The organism is Pseudomonas sp. P5_B3, assembly GCF_056400405.1.
This window is the reverse complement of sequence record NZ_JBFULI010000011.1, coordinates 23,297-41,692: the sequence shown is the minus strand read 5'-3', so window position 1 is coordinate 41,692 and position 18,396 is coordinate 23,297. Positions and strand designations below refer to the sequence as shown.

Below are 18,396 nucleotides of genomic sequence, written 5' to 3'. Positions count from 1 at the left end.
CGCGAGCAGGCTCGCTCCTACAGGTACGCGCCTCGCTCACTGCACACGTCGGTCAAAGACAGCACACCGATTCAATATTCCCGACCCGATCTACGTAACCATGACGTCCTCATTCACACCCCGTAAGGACCCTGTCATGGCCATTGCAAAAGCAGTTCCCGGCAAAACCCTGCTGACCCCGACCGACCACACCCTGATCATGATCGATCACCAGTCACAGATGTCCTTCGCGACCAAGTCGATCGACGCTGTCACCCTGCGCAACAACGCCGCACTGGTGGCCAAGGCAGCGCGTGGCTTCAAGGTCTCGACCATCCTCACCACCGTCGCCGAGAAGAGTTTTTCCGGGCCGATCTTCGACGAAATCAAAGCCGTGTTCCCGGAACACAACGTCATCGACCGCACCAGCATGAACACCTGGGAAGACGAGCGCATTGCCGTGGAGGTCAACGCCATCGGCAAGCAGAAGATCGTCCTCGCCRGTCTGTGGACCTCTGTTTGCATCGTCGGCCCGGCGTTGTCGGCGATCGATCAGGGCTTCGAGGTGTATGTGATTGCCGACGCCTGTGGCGACGTCAGCACCGAAGCCCATGAAATGGCCATGCAGCGCATGATCCAGATCGGCGCCCGGCCGATGACCTCGCTGCAATACCTGCTGGAACTGCAACGCGACTGGGCCCGCACCGAGACCTACGACGAAACTGTGAAAACCTCGATTGCCAACGGTGGTGCCTACGGTCTGGGCCTGATCTACGCCAAGACCATGTTTGGTGCATCCGAAGGCCATTAAGGTCCGTTGAAAAAACCAGCGACTGCAAGCGGACTCCTGTAGGAGCGAGCTTGCTCGCGATGGTCTCAAGAGCGCCGCGTTTAGCCAGTAAACACGCGTTATCGTTAACGACCATCGCGAGCAAGCTCGCTCCTACAGTGAATCATCGCAGTCGCTACCCCCTGTGGTGAGCCATTGATGACCCTCTTCCCGCAAGACTTCAGGGTGACGATTGCCCTGTGCTTCTGCCTGTTCGCTACCCACTCACTGGCCGATGAACCAGCACAAGGCGCAGAAGGATTTCTCGACGGCGCAACGCTTGGCGTACTCAGCCGAAACTTTTATCTGAACAGCGACTATCGATCCCCCTCGCCAACCGGTAAGAGCTACAAAGCCGAATGGGCTCAGGGATTTATCGGTGCTTTTACATCCGGATTCACACCAGGAACCGTCGGCTTCGGCCTCGATGCCCATGCTTTTCTGGGATTGAAACTCGATGGCGGCAAGGGCCATTCCGGGACCGGATTGCTGCCGGTGGGCAGTGACGGCCGCAGCGAAAGCGACTACTCCAGCGGTGGCGGCGCGATCAAGCTCAAGGCATCGAAGACCACCCTGGCGTTTGGCGAAATGGAGGTCGAATCCCCGGTGTTCGACACCGCGGACAAACGCCTGCAACCAGAGTACGCCACCGGTTTTCTGCTCGACAGCCGCGAAATCGACGGAATGAACCTGCAGGCCGGCCACTTCACGGCGTTCAAGAATCAGGACAGTGCGTCAGGCAAGGGCAACTTTTTCGGTTATGGCGCCAACACCGAGGCCGGCGGCATTTCGTTTGTCGGCGCCGATCTGTTTACCCAAAGTCCGGTCGGTGGCGCCCTGTACGCTTCGGAGCTGACCGACACCTGGCATCAGTACTACGGCAACCTGCACTTCAAGCAGTCCGAAGTGTTCCTCGACGCCAACCTCTATCACACCCGGGACACCGGTCAAGCGCTGGCCGGCGCCATCGACAACACGGCGTACAGCCTGTCCGGCCGATACACGCTGGGTGCCCATGGTTTCACCCTGGCCTATCAGAAGATCAACGGTGATACGCCGTTCGATTTTGTCGGTGGCGACTCCATCTACCTCGCCAACTCGATCAAGTACGCCGACTTCAACGGCGCCCGCGAACGCTCCTGGCAGGTTCGCTACGACCTGGACCTGGCCACCTTCGGGGTACCCGGCCTGAAGTTCATGGCCCGCTACGTCACCGGCGACCAGATCGACGGCACCCATGCGCCACAAGGCGGGGCCTACAACCCGTTCGACCCGGCGACCGGCACCTTCACACCGCAACAAGGTGACGGGGGCAAGCACTGGGAGCGGGACATTGACTTGAAGTACATCGTGCAATCCGGGGTGGCCAAGGACTTGTCGTTGCAACTGTCCCATGTGTCGCACCGGGCCAACGCGGCCCAGGCCGGCGATGACATCGACCGGGTGTACGTGGTCATCCAGTACCCGTTGAACTTTGGGCCGTTCTGAGTGGAAAGTGGCGGAAGGCAGCCGGAGTCGAACCTGCCCGGGAACGGATGCCGTCCCCAACCGGGTTTGAAGCCCGGCCGCGCCACCGGGCGCGATTGCCTTCCTTGAAGTCATGCCTTTGAATCAGTGTTCTGTGTGCTGGGCCAACGCACTGTCCAGGCGAATCTGCCGGCGATCACCCAAGCGTCGTGTCAGACCGATACGGTCGAAGTACTCCAGTATCTGAATGCTGCGCTTGCGCCCCAGGCCCACGGCATCACGAAACGCCGCCACCTGAATCACCGGGTTGGCGTCTGCCAGTTGCAACAGCATAGCCGCCAATCGGTGGATCATGCTGTCGGTGTAAAACAGATCGCGCACCACCTGGTGCATCAAGCCCAGGCGCGCCATTTTGCGCAGCAAATCGCGCACGTCCGCTTCCTCATGCCCCAGGTCGCGCACCCAGGGCGGGTCGAAACCGGCCTGTTCGAACAGCGGCTGCACGTGTCGCCACAGGGCTTCGTCCTCTTCGCTCAAACGCACCTGATGCCCGGGCAGATGCAACCACGGACCGCTGCTGGCGATGTCGCCGCTGGCCAGTAACTCCTCGAGCAGGGTGATAAATGTTGCGCGTTCCAGAGTGCTACCGGTAAATCGGCGCAAACGATCCCGGTCCGGCCCCATTTGATCCGGTTCGAGTTGATGCAAGCGCGCGAGTTGCTCCAGTACGGCCGCTTTCAAGGCTTCCCAACGACTGGCGCTGAACAGCAACGCGCCTTGACGGGTTTCGACCCAGCGCACGTCAGCGGGCAACACCCAGCTGCTGCGCAGTCGGTTGAACTGCCGTTCCAGGCGCTGCGGATCGAGCCCGCTGTCGCTATGGGCCAGCAATGCCGGCAAAACATCCTCCAGCTTTGCGCTGTTCACCAATGCATGCAGCTGCGCCAATCGTTCGGGGCTGCGGCGTTGCCGAGTGGGAGCAAACGGGTCGAGCACCCGGCCGCCGCCCAGCGTACGTTGGGCACTCTGGTCGCGCAGGATCAGCGGATCGCCTTTCACCGCATGCACCGGTGTATTGAGCAACAGTTGGGCCAACATCCGCTCACCGGGCGCCAGGCTGGTGCCTTCGAGCAAGGCGACTCGCCCGGTGACGTCCTGGGTGCCGAGGTGCACGTGCACCGGTTGAAAGTGCTCGAAGGCGCGGGGTTCACCGGGGAGCAACTGCATGTCGAAGTCCAGCCGTTGGGTGGGCGCATACAAGCCGGCGGCCAGCAACCAGTGGCCGCGATGGATGTGCTCCAGGGCCAGCCGTTCGGCACTCAGGTTCAACGCCACGCGCTGGCCGGCAAAGGCATGGTCGGCGACCTGGTTTTGCGCGTGCAGGCCGCGAATGCGCACCGGTTTGCCTTGTGGCCCCAGTAGCAAGGTATCCCCCACCGCGACCCGGCCGGACAGCGCCGTACCGGTCACCACGATACCGGCCCCGGCCACGCTGAAGGCCCGATCGATCGCCAGGCGAAAACCACCTTCGGTGCTGCGTTGCGACACCTCGCGCTGGGCATCGAGCAACGCCTGGCGCAAGGTGTCGATGCCATCAAAGGTCACGCTCGACAGCGCCATCAGCGGTGCACCGGCATACGGACCGGGCGCCAGTAATGCGCCCACCTGCTCGCGAACAGCCTGCACCCGGGCACCATCGACCCGGTCGCATTTGGTGATGGCCACCAGCGCCCGGGGAATGCCGAGCAGCTCGACAATCGCCAGATGCTCGCGGGTCTGCGGCATCACCCCGTCATCGGCGGCCACCACCAGCAACACAAGATCGATGCCCTGCGCTCCGGCGAGCATGTTGTGGGTGAAGCGTTCATGGCCGGGAACATCGATGAAACCGGTCAGGCCCGCTCCCGCTCCCGGCTCCAGCGCGGCATACAGGTAGCCGAGGTCGATGGTCATACCGCGCTCGCGCTCTTCCCGGCGCCGGTCACCCGCCTGACCGGTCAGCGCCTGGAGCAGCGCGGTTTTGCCATGGTCGATGTGCCCTGCGGTGCCGACAATCACCCTGCCCGGCCCTCCACTTGTAATTGATCGAGTTGCGCCAGCCATGCCGGCTCGTCGTCCAGTTGCCGCAGGTCCAGCCACAGGGCGTCATCGTCAATGCGCCCGAGGACCGCAATCGGTAAACCGCGCAAAGCCTGCTCAAGATTCAGCAAAGATCGCCCGCGCAAGCGCTTGGAAGTGAGTGGTCGCACACACAGCGCCGCACTGGCCAGCCGTGCCACCGGTTGGCTGCCGCTGCCGATCATGCCGAGTGCCGGCATGGCACTGACGCTCCAGCCCTCACCCAGCACCTGGGCCAGCGCTGGCCGCAATCGTTCGGCCTGGGCGAGGATATCGGCCTGTGGCCGGGTCAACAGGCGCAGGCTCGGCAAGCGCTCGGCGAGTCGGTCCGGGTTGCGGTACAAAGCCAACACCGCTTCCAGGGCCGCCAGGGTCATTTTGTCGACCCGCAGCGCACGCTTGAGCGGGTTTTTCTTGATCCTGGCGATCAACTCCTTGCGACCGACGATAAGCCCGGCTTGCGGCCCGCCAAGCAGTTTGTCGCCACTGAAGGTAACGATGTCCGCGCCATCGAGCAGCGCCTGGCGTACCGTCGGTTCGGCGGGCAAGCCCCAGCGGGTCAGGTCCAGCAGGCTGCCGCTGCCGAGGTCTTCAAGCAACGGCAGTCCATGCTGGTGGGCAATTTGCGCCAGTTCAGCCGTCGCCACACGCGTGGTGAAGCCTTGAATGCTGTAGTTGCTCGCATGCACGCGCAGGATCAATCCGCTGCGCGGGCCAATGGCGGCCTCGTAGTCGCGGGCATGGGTGCGGTTGGTGGTGCCGACCTCAACCAGCTTCACCCCGGCGCGGGCCATGATGTCGGGGATGCGAAAGGCGCCACCGATTTCAATCAGTTCGCCCCGGGAAATAATCCCTTCCTTGCGCGCGCCCAGGCTGTTGAGAGTCAGCAAGACCGCTGCGGCATTGTTATTGACCACGGTCACAGCTTCGGCGCCGGTCAGTTCGAGGATCAAGCCTTCGATCAGGTCGTCGCGGTCACCGCGCTTGCCGCTGCGCAGGTCAAATTCCAGGTTAAGCGGATAGCGGGCCGCCATTTGCACCGCCTCAATCGCCTCTTCAGGCAACAACGCCCGCCCGAGATTGGTGTGCAGCACCGTGCCAGTGAGGTTGAACACCCGGTGCACCTGGCTGCGATGCTGGGTTGTCAATCGTTCGCCGACCCTGCCCGCCAGCACTTCGGCGCTGACTTCTGCAGGTTCGAGCAATCCCTGCTGCGCCCCTTCGCGCAACTCATCCAGCAAAAGCCGCAAGGTATTCAGCAAGGCGTCGCGTCCATAGCGCTCGGCCAACGGCAGGCACGCCGGGTGCCGCAACAAACTGTCGATGGAAGGTAGACGCAGAGGCTGGCTGGCACCGCGTGCAGACATCTGGCGCTCCTGAAAACGAAAGACCCTCGCGCCAGAGTGTAGACGCTGCGCTTATTCGTCTCCCGGCGCCAACAACAGATTCGGCGCCAGACGCTGATAACCGTCCTGGGTCAGACGCATGTCGAGCATCAGGCTGGACAGGTCTGCCGATAGCGCTTCGGCATCCGCATCGTTCTCCAGATAGAGCAACTTAAGATAGCTGTTGCAACCGGGGCAGACTTCGGCGCGCAATGGTGCCTGGTTGGCGGCATGCCGATCATCTTCAAGGCTGAGGTATTCCAGGCCCTTGCTCTGCTCGCAATACACGCACTTGACCCGCACCACATGCCACTCGCAGGCGCACAGCGAACAGACCAGATAACGCAAACCATTGTACTTGCCACGATGGCGGATGACCCCGGCCATGGCCGGCGAGCCACAGGCCGGGCACTGGCTGAGGCTGTCACCGGGGGTTAGTTGCAGATTGGGCGTGCTCAACAGCCAGTGGCTCCAGGCTGTTTGCAGCGCCGCACCGAGAAACGGCACCAATGCTGCCGACACCAGCGAATACTGGCCGCTGATCAACGCCACCGCCCAGGCGCGACGCTGCCCGGCACCGGCCAGGCGCAAGGTTTGCACGGCATCGKCCACGGCAGATTGTGACGGTGCGCTATAGCGCTGCAGCAAAGCATCGAGGTAAAGCTGCCAATCGTCTTCGCGCGCCAGGCTGTCGGCCGCGAACGGCGGCAGGCCGTGTTGCTGGCACAATTCGATGCGCTGCCGGTCGAGGGGGTCGCTCAGCGGCGGGTCGTCCAGCACCTGTTGTTGCACCCGGCACAATCCGGCAATCAGGCGCAGGTAATCGGCCAGCGGGTGCCCTTCGGCCAGCGTTTCCAGGCGCAGGGCGCGCAGGCTGAACAGGTTATGCGGTGGCATGTACAGAAACGGCGGCGAACTGGCCGCCGCTTCTATTTCTCCGGGTTCGAGGATGGTTGGCAAATGTCAGCCCTTTTTGGTGATCGGCCGCTTGGGTGCTACGTCGCGGGTCTCATCTTGAGTTACTTGGCGATACCAGAGTTCGTGGTGTTTCCTGGCCCAGGCGCGGCTGACCCAGCCGTGCACCATGGCGCTGACCGAGCCCTTGATCCAGATCCCGGCATAGATGTGCACGATGATGCTCAGGATCAGCACGAAAGCGGCCAGCGCATGCAGCAAACTCGCCCAGCGGATAAGCGTGATGCCGAAGTAATCGCTGAAATACGCGCGCCAGATCACCAGGCCGCTGAACAGCAACACCAGCATGCACAGCAGTAAAGTCCAGAACAGCAACTTCTGCCCGGGGTTGTACTTGCCAATGGGCGGAACGCCCTCCTCCTGGTTCAGCATCACCCGGTCGATGCGCTTGAGCCATAGCCGATCGTTGGCGATGAAGTAGTTGGCGCGCCAGAAACGCAGCACTAATCCGAGGAACAGCAGGAACATCAATACGCCCATGAACGGATGCAGAATGCGCGTCCACGGACCGCCGCCGAACAGGTTGCTCAGCCAGAACAGCGCCGGGTGGAACAGCGCCAGCCCGGACAGCCCGGCCATGAGGAACAGAATCGCCACCAGCCAGTGATTGGTGCGCTGGTTGCTGGTATAGCGCAGGATCGTCTTGCCGCTCATGGCTTACCCTCCCCACGGGGATCGAAGGTATGCACCGCCGGGTCGACTTCGTGCACCGAGGTATCCGGCGGGCTCGGATGTTCATCCTCTTCGACCACTTGCGGGCCGACCCGCACGTAGTGGAAGAACCCGGCCAGCACCGCCGCGCCCATGGCCAGCAGCGCCAGAGGTTTGCTCACGCCTTTCCACAGGTTGACCAAGGGACTGATGATCGGATCGGCCGGCAAACCGGCGTACAGTTTCGGCGTATCGGCGTGGTGCAGTACGTACATCACGTGGGTGCCGCCGACGCCCGCGGGGTCATACAGACCGGCGTTTTCAAAGCCGCGGCTCTTGAGATCAACGATACGCTCGGCGGCATGTTCCTTCATGTCGTCCTTGGAGCCGAACACGATGGCACCGGTCGGGCAGGTTTTCACGCAGGCCGGTTCCAGCCCTACCGCCACCCGGTCCGAGCACAACGTACATTTGTAGGCCTTGTGATCCTTCTGCGAGATCCGTGGAATGTTGAACGGACAACCGGTGATGCAGTAGCCGCAGCCAATGCAGTGGTCCTGATCGAAATCGACGATGCCATTGGCGTGCTTGATGATCGCCCCCGGGCTGGGGCATGCCGCCAGGCAACCGGGCTCGGCGCAGTGCATGCAGCCGTCCTTGCGGATCAGCCATTCCAGGTTGCCGGCGTCGGTCTCGTGCTCGGTGAAGCGCATCAAGGTCCAGGTTTCTGCGGTGAGGTCCTGCGGGTTGCCGTAGGTGCCATGGTTGTGACCGACCTCGTCACGCAACTCGTTCCATTCCGAGCAGGCGACCTGGCAGGCCTTGCAGCCGATGCATTTGGTGGTGTCGATCAGCTTGGCGACTTCCTCCACGCCGCGTATCGACGGCGCGGGGGTGGTGGTGGCCGAGCGGGCAATGATGTCTTGGCTGGCCATTTAGACTTTCTCCACGTTGACCAGGAATGACTTGGATTCCGGGGTCTGGGTGTTGCCATCGCCGAGGAACGGCACCAGGGTGTTGGTCAGGTAGCCGTGACGGGTGGCGCCGGTGAAGCCCCAGTGCAAGGGGATACCGATCTGGTGAACTACCTGATTGTTGACCTGCAGCGGACGAATCCGCTTGGTCACTACCGCCACCGCTTCGATATGCCCGCGTTTGGAGCTGACCCTTACTCGGTCACCGGCAGCAATGCCCTTCTCCTTGGCCAGCACCTCGCCGATTTCGACGAATTGTTCGGGTTGGGTAACGGCGTTGATCGGGCAATGCTTGGTCCAGAAGTGGAAGTGTTCGGTCAGCCGGTAGCTGGTCGCCGCATACGGGAAGTCCTTGGCCTGCCCGAGGGTGTCCCAGACTGAATCGAAGATCCGCCCGGCCGGGTTGCTGGTCGCCTGCTTGTTGTTGGGGTGCATCGGGTTGATGCCGATGGGTGTCTCGAACGGCTCATAGTGTTCCGGGAACGGCCCTTCGTTCATCTTGTCGAGGGCGAAGAAACGCGCCACGCCTTCGGGGTTCATGATGAACGGGTTGATGCCCGCTTCCGGTGCGGCGTCGACTTTGTAGTCGGGCACGTCGGTGCCGGTCCAGACCTTGCCGTTCCACCACACCACCCGTTTGTTCGCGTCCCATGGTTTGCCTTTCGGGTCGCACGAGGCGCGGTTATAGAGGATCCGTCGATTTGCCGGCCAGGCCCAGGCCCAGCCGAGGTTCTGCTTCATCCCGAAAGGGTCGCTGTTATCGCGCCGGGCCATGTTGTTGCCCTGCTCGGTCCAGCTGCCGCAGAAAATCCAGCAACCGGATGCCGTGCTGCCATCGTCCTTGAGCTGGCCGAAGCCGGACAACTGTTGACCGGCCTTGACCACCGCACCCGAGGCGTCGGTGACATCGGCGATGGCGTAGCCGTTGAATTCCCGGGCGAGCTCTTCCGGCGTCGGGTCATCCGGTACCTTGTAGGGCCAGTCGAGCTTGAGGATCGGCTCGGCCCAGGCACCGCCGTTGGCCTGGTAACGCTTGCGCAGGCGCAAGAACAGCTCGGCCATGATTTTCACGTCGGTGCGCGCCTGCCCCGGGCCATCGGCACCCTTCCAGTGCCATTGCAGCCAGCGGCCGCTGTTGACCAGCGAACCGTTTTCTTCGGCGAAGCAGGTGGCGGGCAGGCGGATGACTTCGGTCTGGATGCTGGCCGTTTCCACGTCGTTGTAAGGCCCGACGTTGCGCCAGAACTCCGAGGTTTCGGTGGCCAGTGGGTCCATCACCACCAGCCACTTGAGTTTCGCCAGCGCCTTCATCACCCGGTTTTTGTCCGGCAAGGCGGCGATCGGGTTGAAGCCCTGGCACAGGTAGCCATTGACCTCGCCCTTGCTCATCATGTCGAACATTTTCAGGATGTCGTAGCCGGGAATGTCCAGCTTGGGCAGCCAGTCGTAACCCCAGTGATTCTCGGCGGTGGCATTGGCGCCGTACCAGGCCTTCATCAGACTGACGTGGAACTTGCCGTAGTTCTGCCAGTAGGACATCTGCCCGGGACGCAGCGGCTTGAGTGCACGTTTGGCAATGTAGGCGTTGTAATCCTGTTCGGCCTCGGCCGGCAAGGTCAGGTAACCAGGCAACAGGTTGGACAGCAATCCCAGGTCGGTCAGGCCCTGAATATTGGAGTGCCCGCGCAGGGCGTTGACGCCCCCGCCCGGCATGCCGACGTTGCCCAGCAGCAATTGCACCATGGCCGCGCTACGGATCATCTGCGAGCCGGTTGAGTGCTGGGTCCAGCCCAGCGCGTAGAGAATCGTCATGGTTTTGCCCGGTTGCGAGCAGGTGGCGATCTCTTCCCAGATTTTCTGCATCGCGTCCACGGGCATGCCGCAGACCTGACTGGCCAGCTCCAGGGTGTAGCGGCTGTAATGCTGCTTCATCAATTGGTAGACGCAGCGTGGGTCTTGCAAGGTCGGGTCGACTTTGGCGAAGCCGTCCTCGCCTATTTCGTAGCCCCAGCCGGACTTGTCGGTGTAGGTGCGCTTGCTCGCGTCGTAACCGCTGAACAACCCGTCCTCGAAACCGTAGTTGGCCTTGACGATGAACGACACGTCCGTATAGGCCCGCACGTATTCGTGCTGGATCTTGTCCTCGGTCAGCAGGTAATTGATCAGCCCGCCCATGAAGGCAATGTCGGTGCCGGTGCGGATCGGCGCGTAATAGTCGGCCACCGAGGCCGTACGGGTGAAACGCGGGTCGACCACGATCAGCCGCGCCTTGTTGTGCGCCTTGGCTTCGGTCACCCATTTGAAGCCGCACGGGTGCGCTTCTGCTGCGTTGCCGCCCATCACCAGAACCAGATTCGCGTTGGCGATATCGGTCCAGTGGTTGGTCATGGCACCACGGCCGTACGTCGGGGCAAGACTTGCCACCGTCGGGCCGTGTCAGACACGCGCCTGGTYATCGAACCCCAGCATGCCGAGACTGCGAACCACCTTGTGGGTGATGTAACCCGCTTCGTTTGACGATGCCGACGCCGCGAGAAAACCGGTGGTCAACCAGCGGTTCACTGTTTGCCCCTGGGCGTTCTTCTCGATGAAGTTGGCGTCGCGGTCGGCCTTCATCAGGTCGGCGATGCGATCGAGCGCTTCATCCCAGGAGATTCGCGTCCACTCCGTGGTGCCAGGCTTGCGCACCTGCGGGTACTGGAGACGACTGGGACTGTGAATGAAGTCCAGCAGGCCCGCGCCTTTGGGGCAAAGGGTGCCGCGGTTGACCGGGTGGTCGGCGTCGCCTTCGATGTGGATGATGTTTTGCGCGACATTCTTCGCGTCATCGCCCTGGCTGTACATGATCAACCCGCAGCCGACCGAGCAATACGGACAGGTGTTGCGGGTTTCATGGGTGTGGGCGAGCTTGAAATGACGCACCTGTTCGGCAAAGGCTGTCGTCGGGGCCATGCCCAACGCGCCCAGGCTAGAGCCTGCAAGGCCGATACCGGCGACCTTGAAGAACTGACGACGGCTGAGATCCATCGTGCACTCCTGATCAGGTGGAACCCGGTACATGGCCGGGCCATTTTGAACAACCGCGGTGGTGGCAGTCTGACTGCCGACACTACAAACTGTAGTCAATGCACTAGTGCTTTGTGTGAAAACCGACCGTCGGGCAAATCCAGCGGGTCGTGAAGATCCTTGTAGGAGCGAGCCTGCTCGCGATGGTGTGTCAGTCGACATCACCGTATCTGACACWCCWTCGCGAGCAGGCTCGCTCCTACAGGGGGTTGGCGCTTATCATTGGCGCATGTTCAACCCCGCTTCTACGAGATCCCGCATGACTTTCGATTTTGATCAGGTGTTCGACCGTCACAACACCGGCAGTACAAAATGGAGCCGCTACCCGGCCGACGTATTGCCAATGTGGGTCGCCGACATGGATTTCGCCGCGCCGCCGGTGATCATCCAGGCCCTGCAAAAACGCCTGGAACACCCGATGGTCGGTTACAGCGTGGCCCGGGATGACCTGCGCGAGGCGATCGTCGCCGACCTCTGGAACAAGTACGCCTGGCGCGTCGAGCCCCAGGAGCTGATCTTCCTGCCGGGCGTCGAGTCCGGCTTCAACATGGCGCTGAAGGCCCTGGTGCAGGCGTCACAGAACGTCGTTGTGCAGGTGCCGAACTACCCGCCGCTGCGCCACGCACCCGGGCATTGGGGCCTGAACAAGGTCGAGCTGAACTTCGATGCGCAAGCCGATGGCACCTACACCACGCCGCTGGATACCTTGAGCCAGTCGCTGCAGGGCGGCGGCGCCTTGCTGCTGAGCAACCCGCATAACCCGCTGGGCAAGGCCTTCCCCCGCGCAGAGCTGCAAGCCATTGCCGACATTTGCCTTGAGCATGATGCCTGGATCATTTCCGACGAGATCCACGCCGAGTTGTGCTACGACGGGCGCCAGCACATTCCGATGGCCACATTGAGCGCGCAAGTGGCCCAGCGCACCATCACGCTGATGTCGGCGAGCAAGGCCTATAACATCGCAGGTCTCAAGACCTCGTTCATGATCATCCAGGACCGTCACCTGCGCGAGAAGGTCAACCACGCTCGTTGCGGTATGGTCGACAGCGTCAATCCGCTGGGCATGGAAGCCACCCGTGTCGCCTACAGCGAAGCGGCGCCATGGCTGGCCGAGTTGAAGGTCTACCTGCAAGGCAACCGCGATTTCCTCGCCGAGGCCGTGCGCACCCGCCTGCCGGGTATCACCATGAACCTGCCGCAAAGCACTTATCTGGCGTGGCTCGACTGCACGGCACTGGGGCTGGACAACCCGCAACAGTTCTTCCTCGAACAGGCCAAAGTTGGATTGAGCGCCGGGCTGGACTTTGGCGATGACTGCAAGCAGTTCGTGCGCCTGAACTTCGGCTGCCCACGATCACTGATGGAAGAAGGCATTGCGCGAATGGAGCGCAGCTTGCGCAACCTCAAGGCCTGATACCCCCTCAGCAACAACGAAAATCCCTGTAGGAGCAAGCTCGCTCCTACAGGGCTGGGTCCAAGGACGCGGCCGCATCGATTAACCGTTACGCCAGCTTAGCGATACACGTATTTGGTGATATAGGAATACAGGTCGTTGTACACAAAATCAGGGACATGCTTTGCATGTGCACTGGTTCTCATTAGTTGCAAATGGCATTCCTTGACCATTTCATCACGCTCTTCCATCGAATAGACAGTATTCCTGAGAATTTTGTCATAGGCGCTATACGCATATGCCTGCAACTGCGAAACTTCGGACAGCTTGCCCGTGGCGTCCAGAGTGTAGGTACTGTGAGCGCGCAGCACTCGGTCGTTCAGTTTGCCCATCCCGCGCTCATACAAGAAAATTTGTGAACCGCTCACTTCCTTTGCCAGGAACTCGAACGCGACCAGAACCGCCGGAGCGTTACTGATGCTCGATTCAACCCTCGAATAGCTGACAAAACGCTCCAGTTCCTGCTTTTCCAGACTGGTGAACGCTCTTTTGATGCTGGAAATATGGGCGAACGCATGATTACAACCCACGACATGGACTTCGAGTTGGTAGCCGGGAACAAATTTTGCCAATCCGGCAAAACCAATGTCATCGAACGCGCACTCCATGATGATGTTGTATTTGTGAGTAAGCGCATTGGCGAAGATTTTCGAACCGAGTTCCCTGATAAACGCTTCTGAATGTTCGTAGGCGTGCAAGACACCGAGCTTGATCATATCGGCGTAATGCGGGTGTTTCTTTCGATATTCGGGCAGGTACAGTCGAATGTAGTTCCCGTAATTCCCGGATGGCAGCAAGCTCTTTTCCAGCAGGTAAGTCTTGCCCGAGCCCTCCACTCCCGCAGTGATCAGCAACTTTGGGATGGTTTCGGCAGTTTTGCCGGCGAAGAGCGTGGGGAAGATCTCGTCGAACGCCTGGGTCACGTCGTCTGGGGAGTAGCTGTATTGCGGTGCTTCTGACATACCTTGATTTCCTTATCAAAGAATTGGGTTGTGATATCCAGCCCCTTCAATAAAGCGTGCGTACGCCGATTGTTCAAGTCGTTGTTTAAATCAAGGTATGTATCTGTTTTTTAAGGTAAAAATCCCTACGACGCAGAGCGAAAAAACGTCGGAGCAATGGCCCACCAACGCGGCAACAACTGCTTGACCCTGTTCTCGCCAAAACGGTCGTCGATCAACATCACCACCCCTTGATCCTGCTGGGTGCGGATCACCCGTCCAGCGGCCTGCACCACTTTCTGTACGCCTGGAAACAGATAGGTGTAGTCGTAACCGGCGCCAAAAATGGCGGCCATGCGCCGTTTCAGTTGCTCGTTCACCGGATTGAGCTGCGCCAGCCCCAAGGTGGCGATAAATGCGCCGATCAGCCGGGCACCAGGCAAATCGATGCCTTCACCAAAGGCCCCGCCAAGCACCGCAAAACCGACACCCTGGCCGTCGGCGTGAAACCGATCGAGAAACTGCTGACGTTGCGCTTCGCTCATGCCTCGGGACTGCGACCACAGACTGATGTGCGGATGCTTCTCGGCGAGCAGCTGCGCCACCTGCCGCAAATAATCGAAGCTGCTGAAAAACGCCAGGTAATTGCCGGGGCGTGCGCAGAACTGTCTGGCGATCAAGTCCACGATCGGTTCGAGGGAGGACTGGCGATGCACGAACCGCGTGGAAATCTGGTCGACGATGTGCACTTGCAGTTGATCGGCATGAAACGGCGACTGGACGTCGATGCACACCGTGTCCGCCGGTGTCCCCAGTAAATCGGCGTAATAGTGCCGGGGGCTGAGGGTCGCGGAAAACAGCACCGTGCTGCGCGCGGCCGTCAGGCGCGGGCGGATGAACCCGGCGGGAACCACATTGCGCAGGCACAACTGCGAGAGGTTGCGCTGGCGCTCCAGGTCGCGCTTGCTGATGTCGAACAGGAACTGCTCATCGAACAGCTCGGCCACCCGGAAAAAATGCAGCATGTCGAAGTAAAAACCCTGAAGTGCACTGTCCAGCCCTTGAGGGTGATCGTTCAGGTAATCACCGATGCTGGCGCTGCACGACGACAATGCCTGAAGGAGCTTTTCCGGCGTCTTGTCATAGGCCTGATAAGCACCGGTTTGCGCGCCATGCAGGGCATTCCACTCGCGGTTGACCCGCTGCATCGGCTTTTTCAGCGCTTCGGGTGCGGATTTGCGCACGCCGTTGAAGGTCCCTTGATCGAGGCTGGCGCTGTACATCTGCCGACCGCGTTCCACCAGGTTATGGGCTTCGTCGACCAGCACCGCGACTTTCCAGTTGTTGGCCTGGGCCAGACCGAACAACAAGGCGCTGAAGTCGAAGTAATAGTTGTAGTCGGCGACCACCACGTCGGCCCAGCGCGCCATTTCCTGGCTCAGGTAATACGGACAGACATCGTGCGCCAGGGCGACCTCGCGCAAGGCGCACTGGTCCAGCAGGCTCAGCTGACTGGCCGCCTGCCGCGCGGCGGGCAGGCGATCGTAGAAACCCCGGGCCAATGGGCACGACTCACCGTGGCAGGCTTTGTCCGGGTGCTCGCAGGCCTTATCCCGGGCGATCATCTCCAGCACCCGCAATGGCGGCGCATCGGCGCTGGCAAGAATCACTTGCGCGGCGTCCAGGGCCAGTTTGCGTCCCGGGGTTTTCGCCGTGAGGAAGAACACTTTGTCCAGTTGCTGCGGTGCCAGCGCCTTGAGCATGGGGAACAGGGTGCCCAGGGTTTTGCCGATTCCGGTGGGTGCCTGGGCCATCAGGCAGCGCCCCGTGCTGACCGCCTTGAACACCGACTCGGCCAGATGGCGCTGCCCCGGCCGAAAGTCGGTGTGGGGAAACGCCAGACGCTGCGCCGCCAGATTGCGCCCGTCACGATGGGCGACCTCCTGTTCGGCCCATTGCAGGAACCGCGCGCAATGCAGTTCGAAGAACTGTTGCAGCTGCGCGGCCTCGAAGGGCTCGACCAGGCAGGTTTCCTTTTCGCTGACGATGTCGAAATACACCAGCGCCAGGTTGATCCGGGACAGATCCAGTTTGCGGCACATCAACCAGCCGTAGATTTTCGCCTGGGCCCAATGCAATTGACGGTGGTTGGCCGGTTGCTTGCTCAAATCGCCGCGGTAGGTCTTGACCTCTTCCAGGCAGTTTTGCCCGGGGTCGTAGCCGTCCGCCCTGCCCTTGACCGTCAAGGTTCGATACTGGCCCTCAAGGGCGACTTCGCTTTGGTAACCCTCGCTGCGCCGCGATGCCACCGTACGGTGCCCGACGATGCCCTCCAGCGCGGTGGGTGACGGTGTGAAGCGCAGATCGAGGTCGCCGGCCTTGGCGGTGAACTCACACAGCGCCCGCACCGCAATGCTGTAGCTCAAGCGCCCGGCTCCGCCCATTGCACGTAGCACACGGCAATCGGCATCTGGTGTTCGTGGCAGAATTCCAGCCAGCGCAACTGGTTGTCCTRCAGGCGATCGCCCCGGCCTTTGACTTCGATCATGCGGTAGGTCTTTTGCTGCGGCCAGAACTGGATCAGGTCCGGCATGCCGGCGCGATTGGCCTTGATGTCCAGCAACAAACGGTTGAACCAGTGCTTGAGGTGCTCGGCCGGGAGGCAATCCAGAGCTTGCTCCAGCAGTTCTTCGCTGAGCACGCTCCAGAACACGAAAGGCGACTGCACGCCCCACTTGGCGGCATAACGTTCGCGGATGGTCTGCCGGTAGCGCCCGTCGTCGAGTTCGGCCAGGCATGCCTGAAACAGTTTGGCCCGACGGCCATGAAAGTCTTCGCTGAGCAAATCCACCGGCCCGCGCTGGAACGGGTGAAAAAATGCGCCCGGCAAAGGCGCAAAAATCGCCGGCCAGCACAACAAGCCGAACAGCGAGTTGATCAGGCTGTTTTCGACGTAGTGCACCGGCGCCGAATCCTCAGCCAGATGCGCCTGAACGTAAAACTCCACCGATAACGCCGGGTCTGTCCTGGGCAATTGCAGGTCCAGACGCTGCATTTCCCGAGGCGCTGCGCGCTTGATGGGCGGCCCGCCGAGCTTGCGCTGCAGGCGTGGCAGCACACGGAGCAGCTGTTGTTGTTCGGCGGCGCTTTCCGGTGCCTGTTCGGCCTGTGCGGCCAGTTCCAGCGCCAACTCAAACTCGCCACTGCGTTCCAGCACGCGAATCAGCCGTGAACGCGCGCCCGGATAGGCACATTCGCGGTAGAGGTTCAGGGCCATGGCGAAATCCGCGATGCGTTCGCAATACTGGCCCATCTGGAACAGCAGCTTGCCGCGTCGCCGTTGCAACCATGGGTTGTCCAGCGCCAGCCCCTTGATGCGCTCGACCACCTCTTCCAGCGCTTCACCGGCCTCGAATTGTTGCTGGTACGCGTGCAGGAGGACGCAGGCATCTACGTCCTCTCGGCTGCGCAAGCCACGGGACTCGGCACAGAATTCGACTTTTTCGTAGGTATAAATGCCCAGGTCGGCCAACACAAACTCCGACCAGTCCTGGTACAGGTTGCCGAAGAACATCAGGCGCAGGCGATCGCACAACGCCATGATGGTCAGGCTGAACAAGCGCTCATCCAGCCACGGGCACCAGTCGTTGAAGCTCTGCGTCTGGGGAAATTGCACGCTCAGCGTCGGCAACCAGTCGGTTTTCTTGCCTTTGGGTTGATCGATGGCAGCGGCAAAGGCCTGGAGGACTTCGGCCTTGAGCAGCACCTCGAACAGTTCGTCGATGGCGATGGGCATTTGCCCGTCAACCCAACCCAGTTCAAGCAACGGGCCGGCGGCTGTGCCGATATCGCCGATTTCGTCGTAATGCAGCTTGCTCGCCCTGAAATGAATGCCTTTGYGCATCACCATTCTGACCAGAAGTGCCTGCGATTCACGGGGTAACCCCTTGAACGCTTGAATGAAATGCCGCTCTTCGACGCTCAACACGTCGCCAGAGCGCCGCTCAAGCCAATCAAGCACTTGCATGAAGTTGTTCAGGTAATAGAACGGATCGTCGAGGGGATTTGCAGTCACAGGGAAATAGGCCATGGCGAGCGAGTACTGGTTATGCGTACAGATATCAGTTCCACCCTGCCCGGTGCAATCGGAAAAGGATAAATGGCGCTGTAGGAATTTTTCCCGAGCAGTAGAACTTTCTGCCCCCCGGCGGCACCAACCGCCATAGAGGTGCAGTGATGGCCATCGAACTGATGGCGCTGCTTCAGAACCTATGGAGGTGATTATGGATATCAAGACTTTGGGCTCGCCCTTGGCGGTAGCGGCCCTGCTGACGCTGTCCGGTTGCTCGACCCCAACGGTGGTGACGCTGCAGAACGGCACTCAGTACCTGACTAAAGACATACCGAAGACCAAAACCCGAGACGGCTTCTTCGAGTTTGAGGACATTTCAGGTAAGAAGGTGAAAGTCAGGTCTGACGAAGTGGCGACAATTCGCAAAGAAGAAGACTGACGTTTCTCCTGGCACGATGTGGCAGGTTTCGAGCACTGCTTTACACT

13 protein-coding genes and 1 tRNA gene are annotated in these 18,396 nt (G+C 61.0%); 4 read left to right on the top strand and 10 right to left on the bottom strand.

The genetic code is table 11. The features are described 5' to 3' along the window. Nucleotides 1-136 precede the first annotated feature (136 nt). Nucleotides 137-790, top strand: a complete 654-nt coding sequence (locus AC1DRN_RS09470; RefSeq protein WP_477786682.1) for a hydrolase — start codon at nt 137-139, stop codon at nt 788-790. A 177-nt stretch (nt 791-967) separates the two neighbouring features. Further along, complete coding sequence (locus tag AC1DRN_RS09465; protein WP_223457976.1) at nt 968-2,296, top strand: OprD family porin; 1,329 nt, start codon at nt 968-970, stop codon at nt 2,294-2,296. An 8-nt stretch (nt 2,297-2,304) separates the two neighbouring features. Here the strand turns inward: AC1DRN_RS09465 and AC1DRN_RS09460 are convergent. The 7 genes from AC1DRN_RS09460 to fdnG form a co-directional block, all read right to left on the bottom strand. Continuing rightward, nucleotides 2,305-2,400: transfer RNA gene (locus AC1DRN_RS09460), tRNA-Sec, on the bottom strand. 19 nt (nt 2,401-2,419) lie between these two features. Further along, the gene (gene selB / locus AC1DRN_RS09455) at nt 2,420-4,333 is read right to left on the bottom strand and encodes a selenocysteine-specific translation elongation factor (protein ID WP_223457978.1); all 1,914 of its coding nucleotides are present in this window, start codon (nt 4,331-4,333) and stop codon (nt 2,420-2,422) included. After that, nucleotides 4,330-5,760, bottom strand: a complete 1,431-nt coding sequence (selA, locus tag AC1DRN_RS09450; RefSeq protein ID WP_223457980.1) for an L-seryl-tRNA(Sec) selenium transferase — start codon at nt 5,758-5,760, stop codon at nt 4,330-4,332. Before selA ends, selB begins: the two co-directional genes overlap by 4 nt. Before the next feature lie 51 nt (nt 5,761-5,811). Beyond that, nucleotides 5,812-6,738, bottom strand: coding sequence for a formate dehydrogenase accessory protein FdhE (gene fdhE / locus AC1DRN_RS09445; RefSeq protein WP_477786681.1), 927 nt, complete (start codon nt 6,736-6,738; stop codon nt 5,812-5,814). A gap of 3 nt (nt 6,739-6,741) precedes the next feature. Further along, nucleotides 6,742-7,407, bottom strand: a complete 666-nt coding sequence (locus tag AC1DRN_RS09440) for a formate dehydrogenase subunit gamma (protein ID WP_223457984.1) — start codon at nt 7,405-7,407, stop codon at nt 6,742-6,744. After that, on the bottom strand, nt 7,404-8,339 hold the full coding sequence (fdxH, locus tag AC1DRN_RS09435) for a formate dehydrogenase subunit beta (RefSeq protein ID WP_108215531.1): 936 nt from the start codon (nt 8,337-8,339) through the stop codon (nt 7,404-7,406). Before fdxH ends, AC1DRN_RS09440 begins: the two co-directional genes overlap by 4 nt. Further along, entirely contained in the window at nt 8,340-11,405 is a 3,066-nt protein-coding gene (gene fdnG / locus AC1DRN_RS09430; protein WP_477786680.1) for a formate dehydrogenase-N subunit alpha, read from the bottom strand. 298 nt (nt 11,406-11,703) lie between these two features. On the opposite strand from fdnG, the gene AC1DRN_RS09425 reads away from it, so the two are divergent. After that, entirely contained in the window at nt 11,704-12,858 is a 1,155-nt protein-coding gene (locus tag AC1DRN_RS09425) for a MalY/PatB family protein (RefSeq protein WP_223457988.1), read from the top strand. Nucleotides 12,859-12,956: 98 nt separating this feature from the next. Here the strand turns inward: AC1DRN_RS09425 and AC1DRN_RS09420 are convergent, their stop codons facing one another. From AC1DRN_RS09420 to AC1DRN_RS09410, 3 genes are all read right to left on the bottom strand, one after another. Next, nucleotides 12,957-13,859: a zeta toxin family protein gene (locus AC1DRN_RS09420; protein WP_223457991.1), complete on the bottom strand. Its 903-nt coding sequence runs from the start codon at nt 13,857-13,859 to the stop codon at nt 12,957-12,959. A 125-nt stretch (nt 13,860-13,984) separates the two neighbouring features. Next, complete coding sequence (locus AC1DRN_RS09415; protein WP_223457993.1) at nt 13,985-16,264, bottom strand: ATP-dependent DNA helicase; 2,280 nt, start codon at nt 16,262-16,264, stop codon at nt 13,985-13,987. Continuing rightward, nucleotides 16,261-17,928 (bottom strand): VRR-NUC domain-containing protein, encoded by a 1,668-nt coding sequence (locus AC1DRN_RS09410; protein WP_477786679.1) that lies wholly within the window; start codon nt 17,926-17,928, stop codon nt 16,261-16,263. Before AC1DRN_RS09410 ends, AC1DRN_RS09415 begins: the two co-directional genes overlap by 4 nt. 193 nt (nt 17,929-18,121) lie before the next feature. Between AC1DRN_RS09410 and AC1DRN_RS09405 the strand changes: the two genes are divergently transcribed. Further along, complete coding sequence (locus AC1DRN_RS09405) at nt 18,122-18,349, top strand: YgdI/YgdR family lipoprotein (RefSeq protein ID WP_223457997.1); 228 nt, start codon at nt 18,122-18,124, stop codon at nt 18,347-18,349. Nucleotides 18,350-18,396 lie beyond the last annotated feature (47 nt).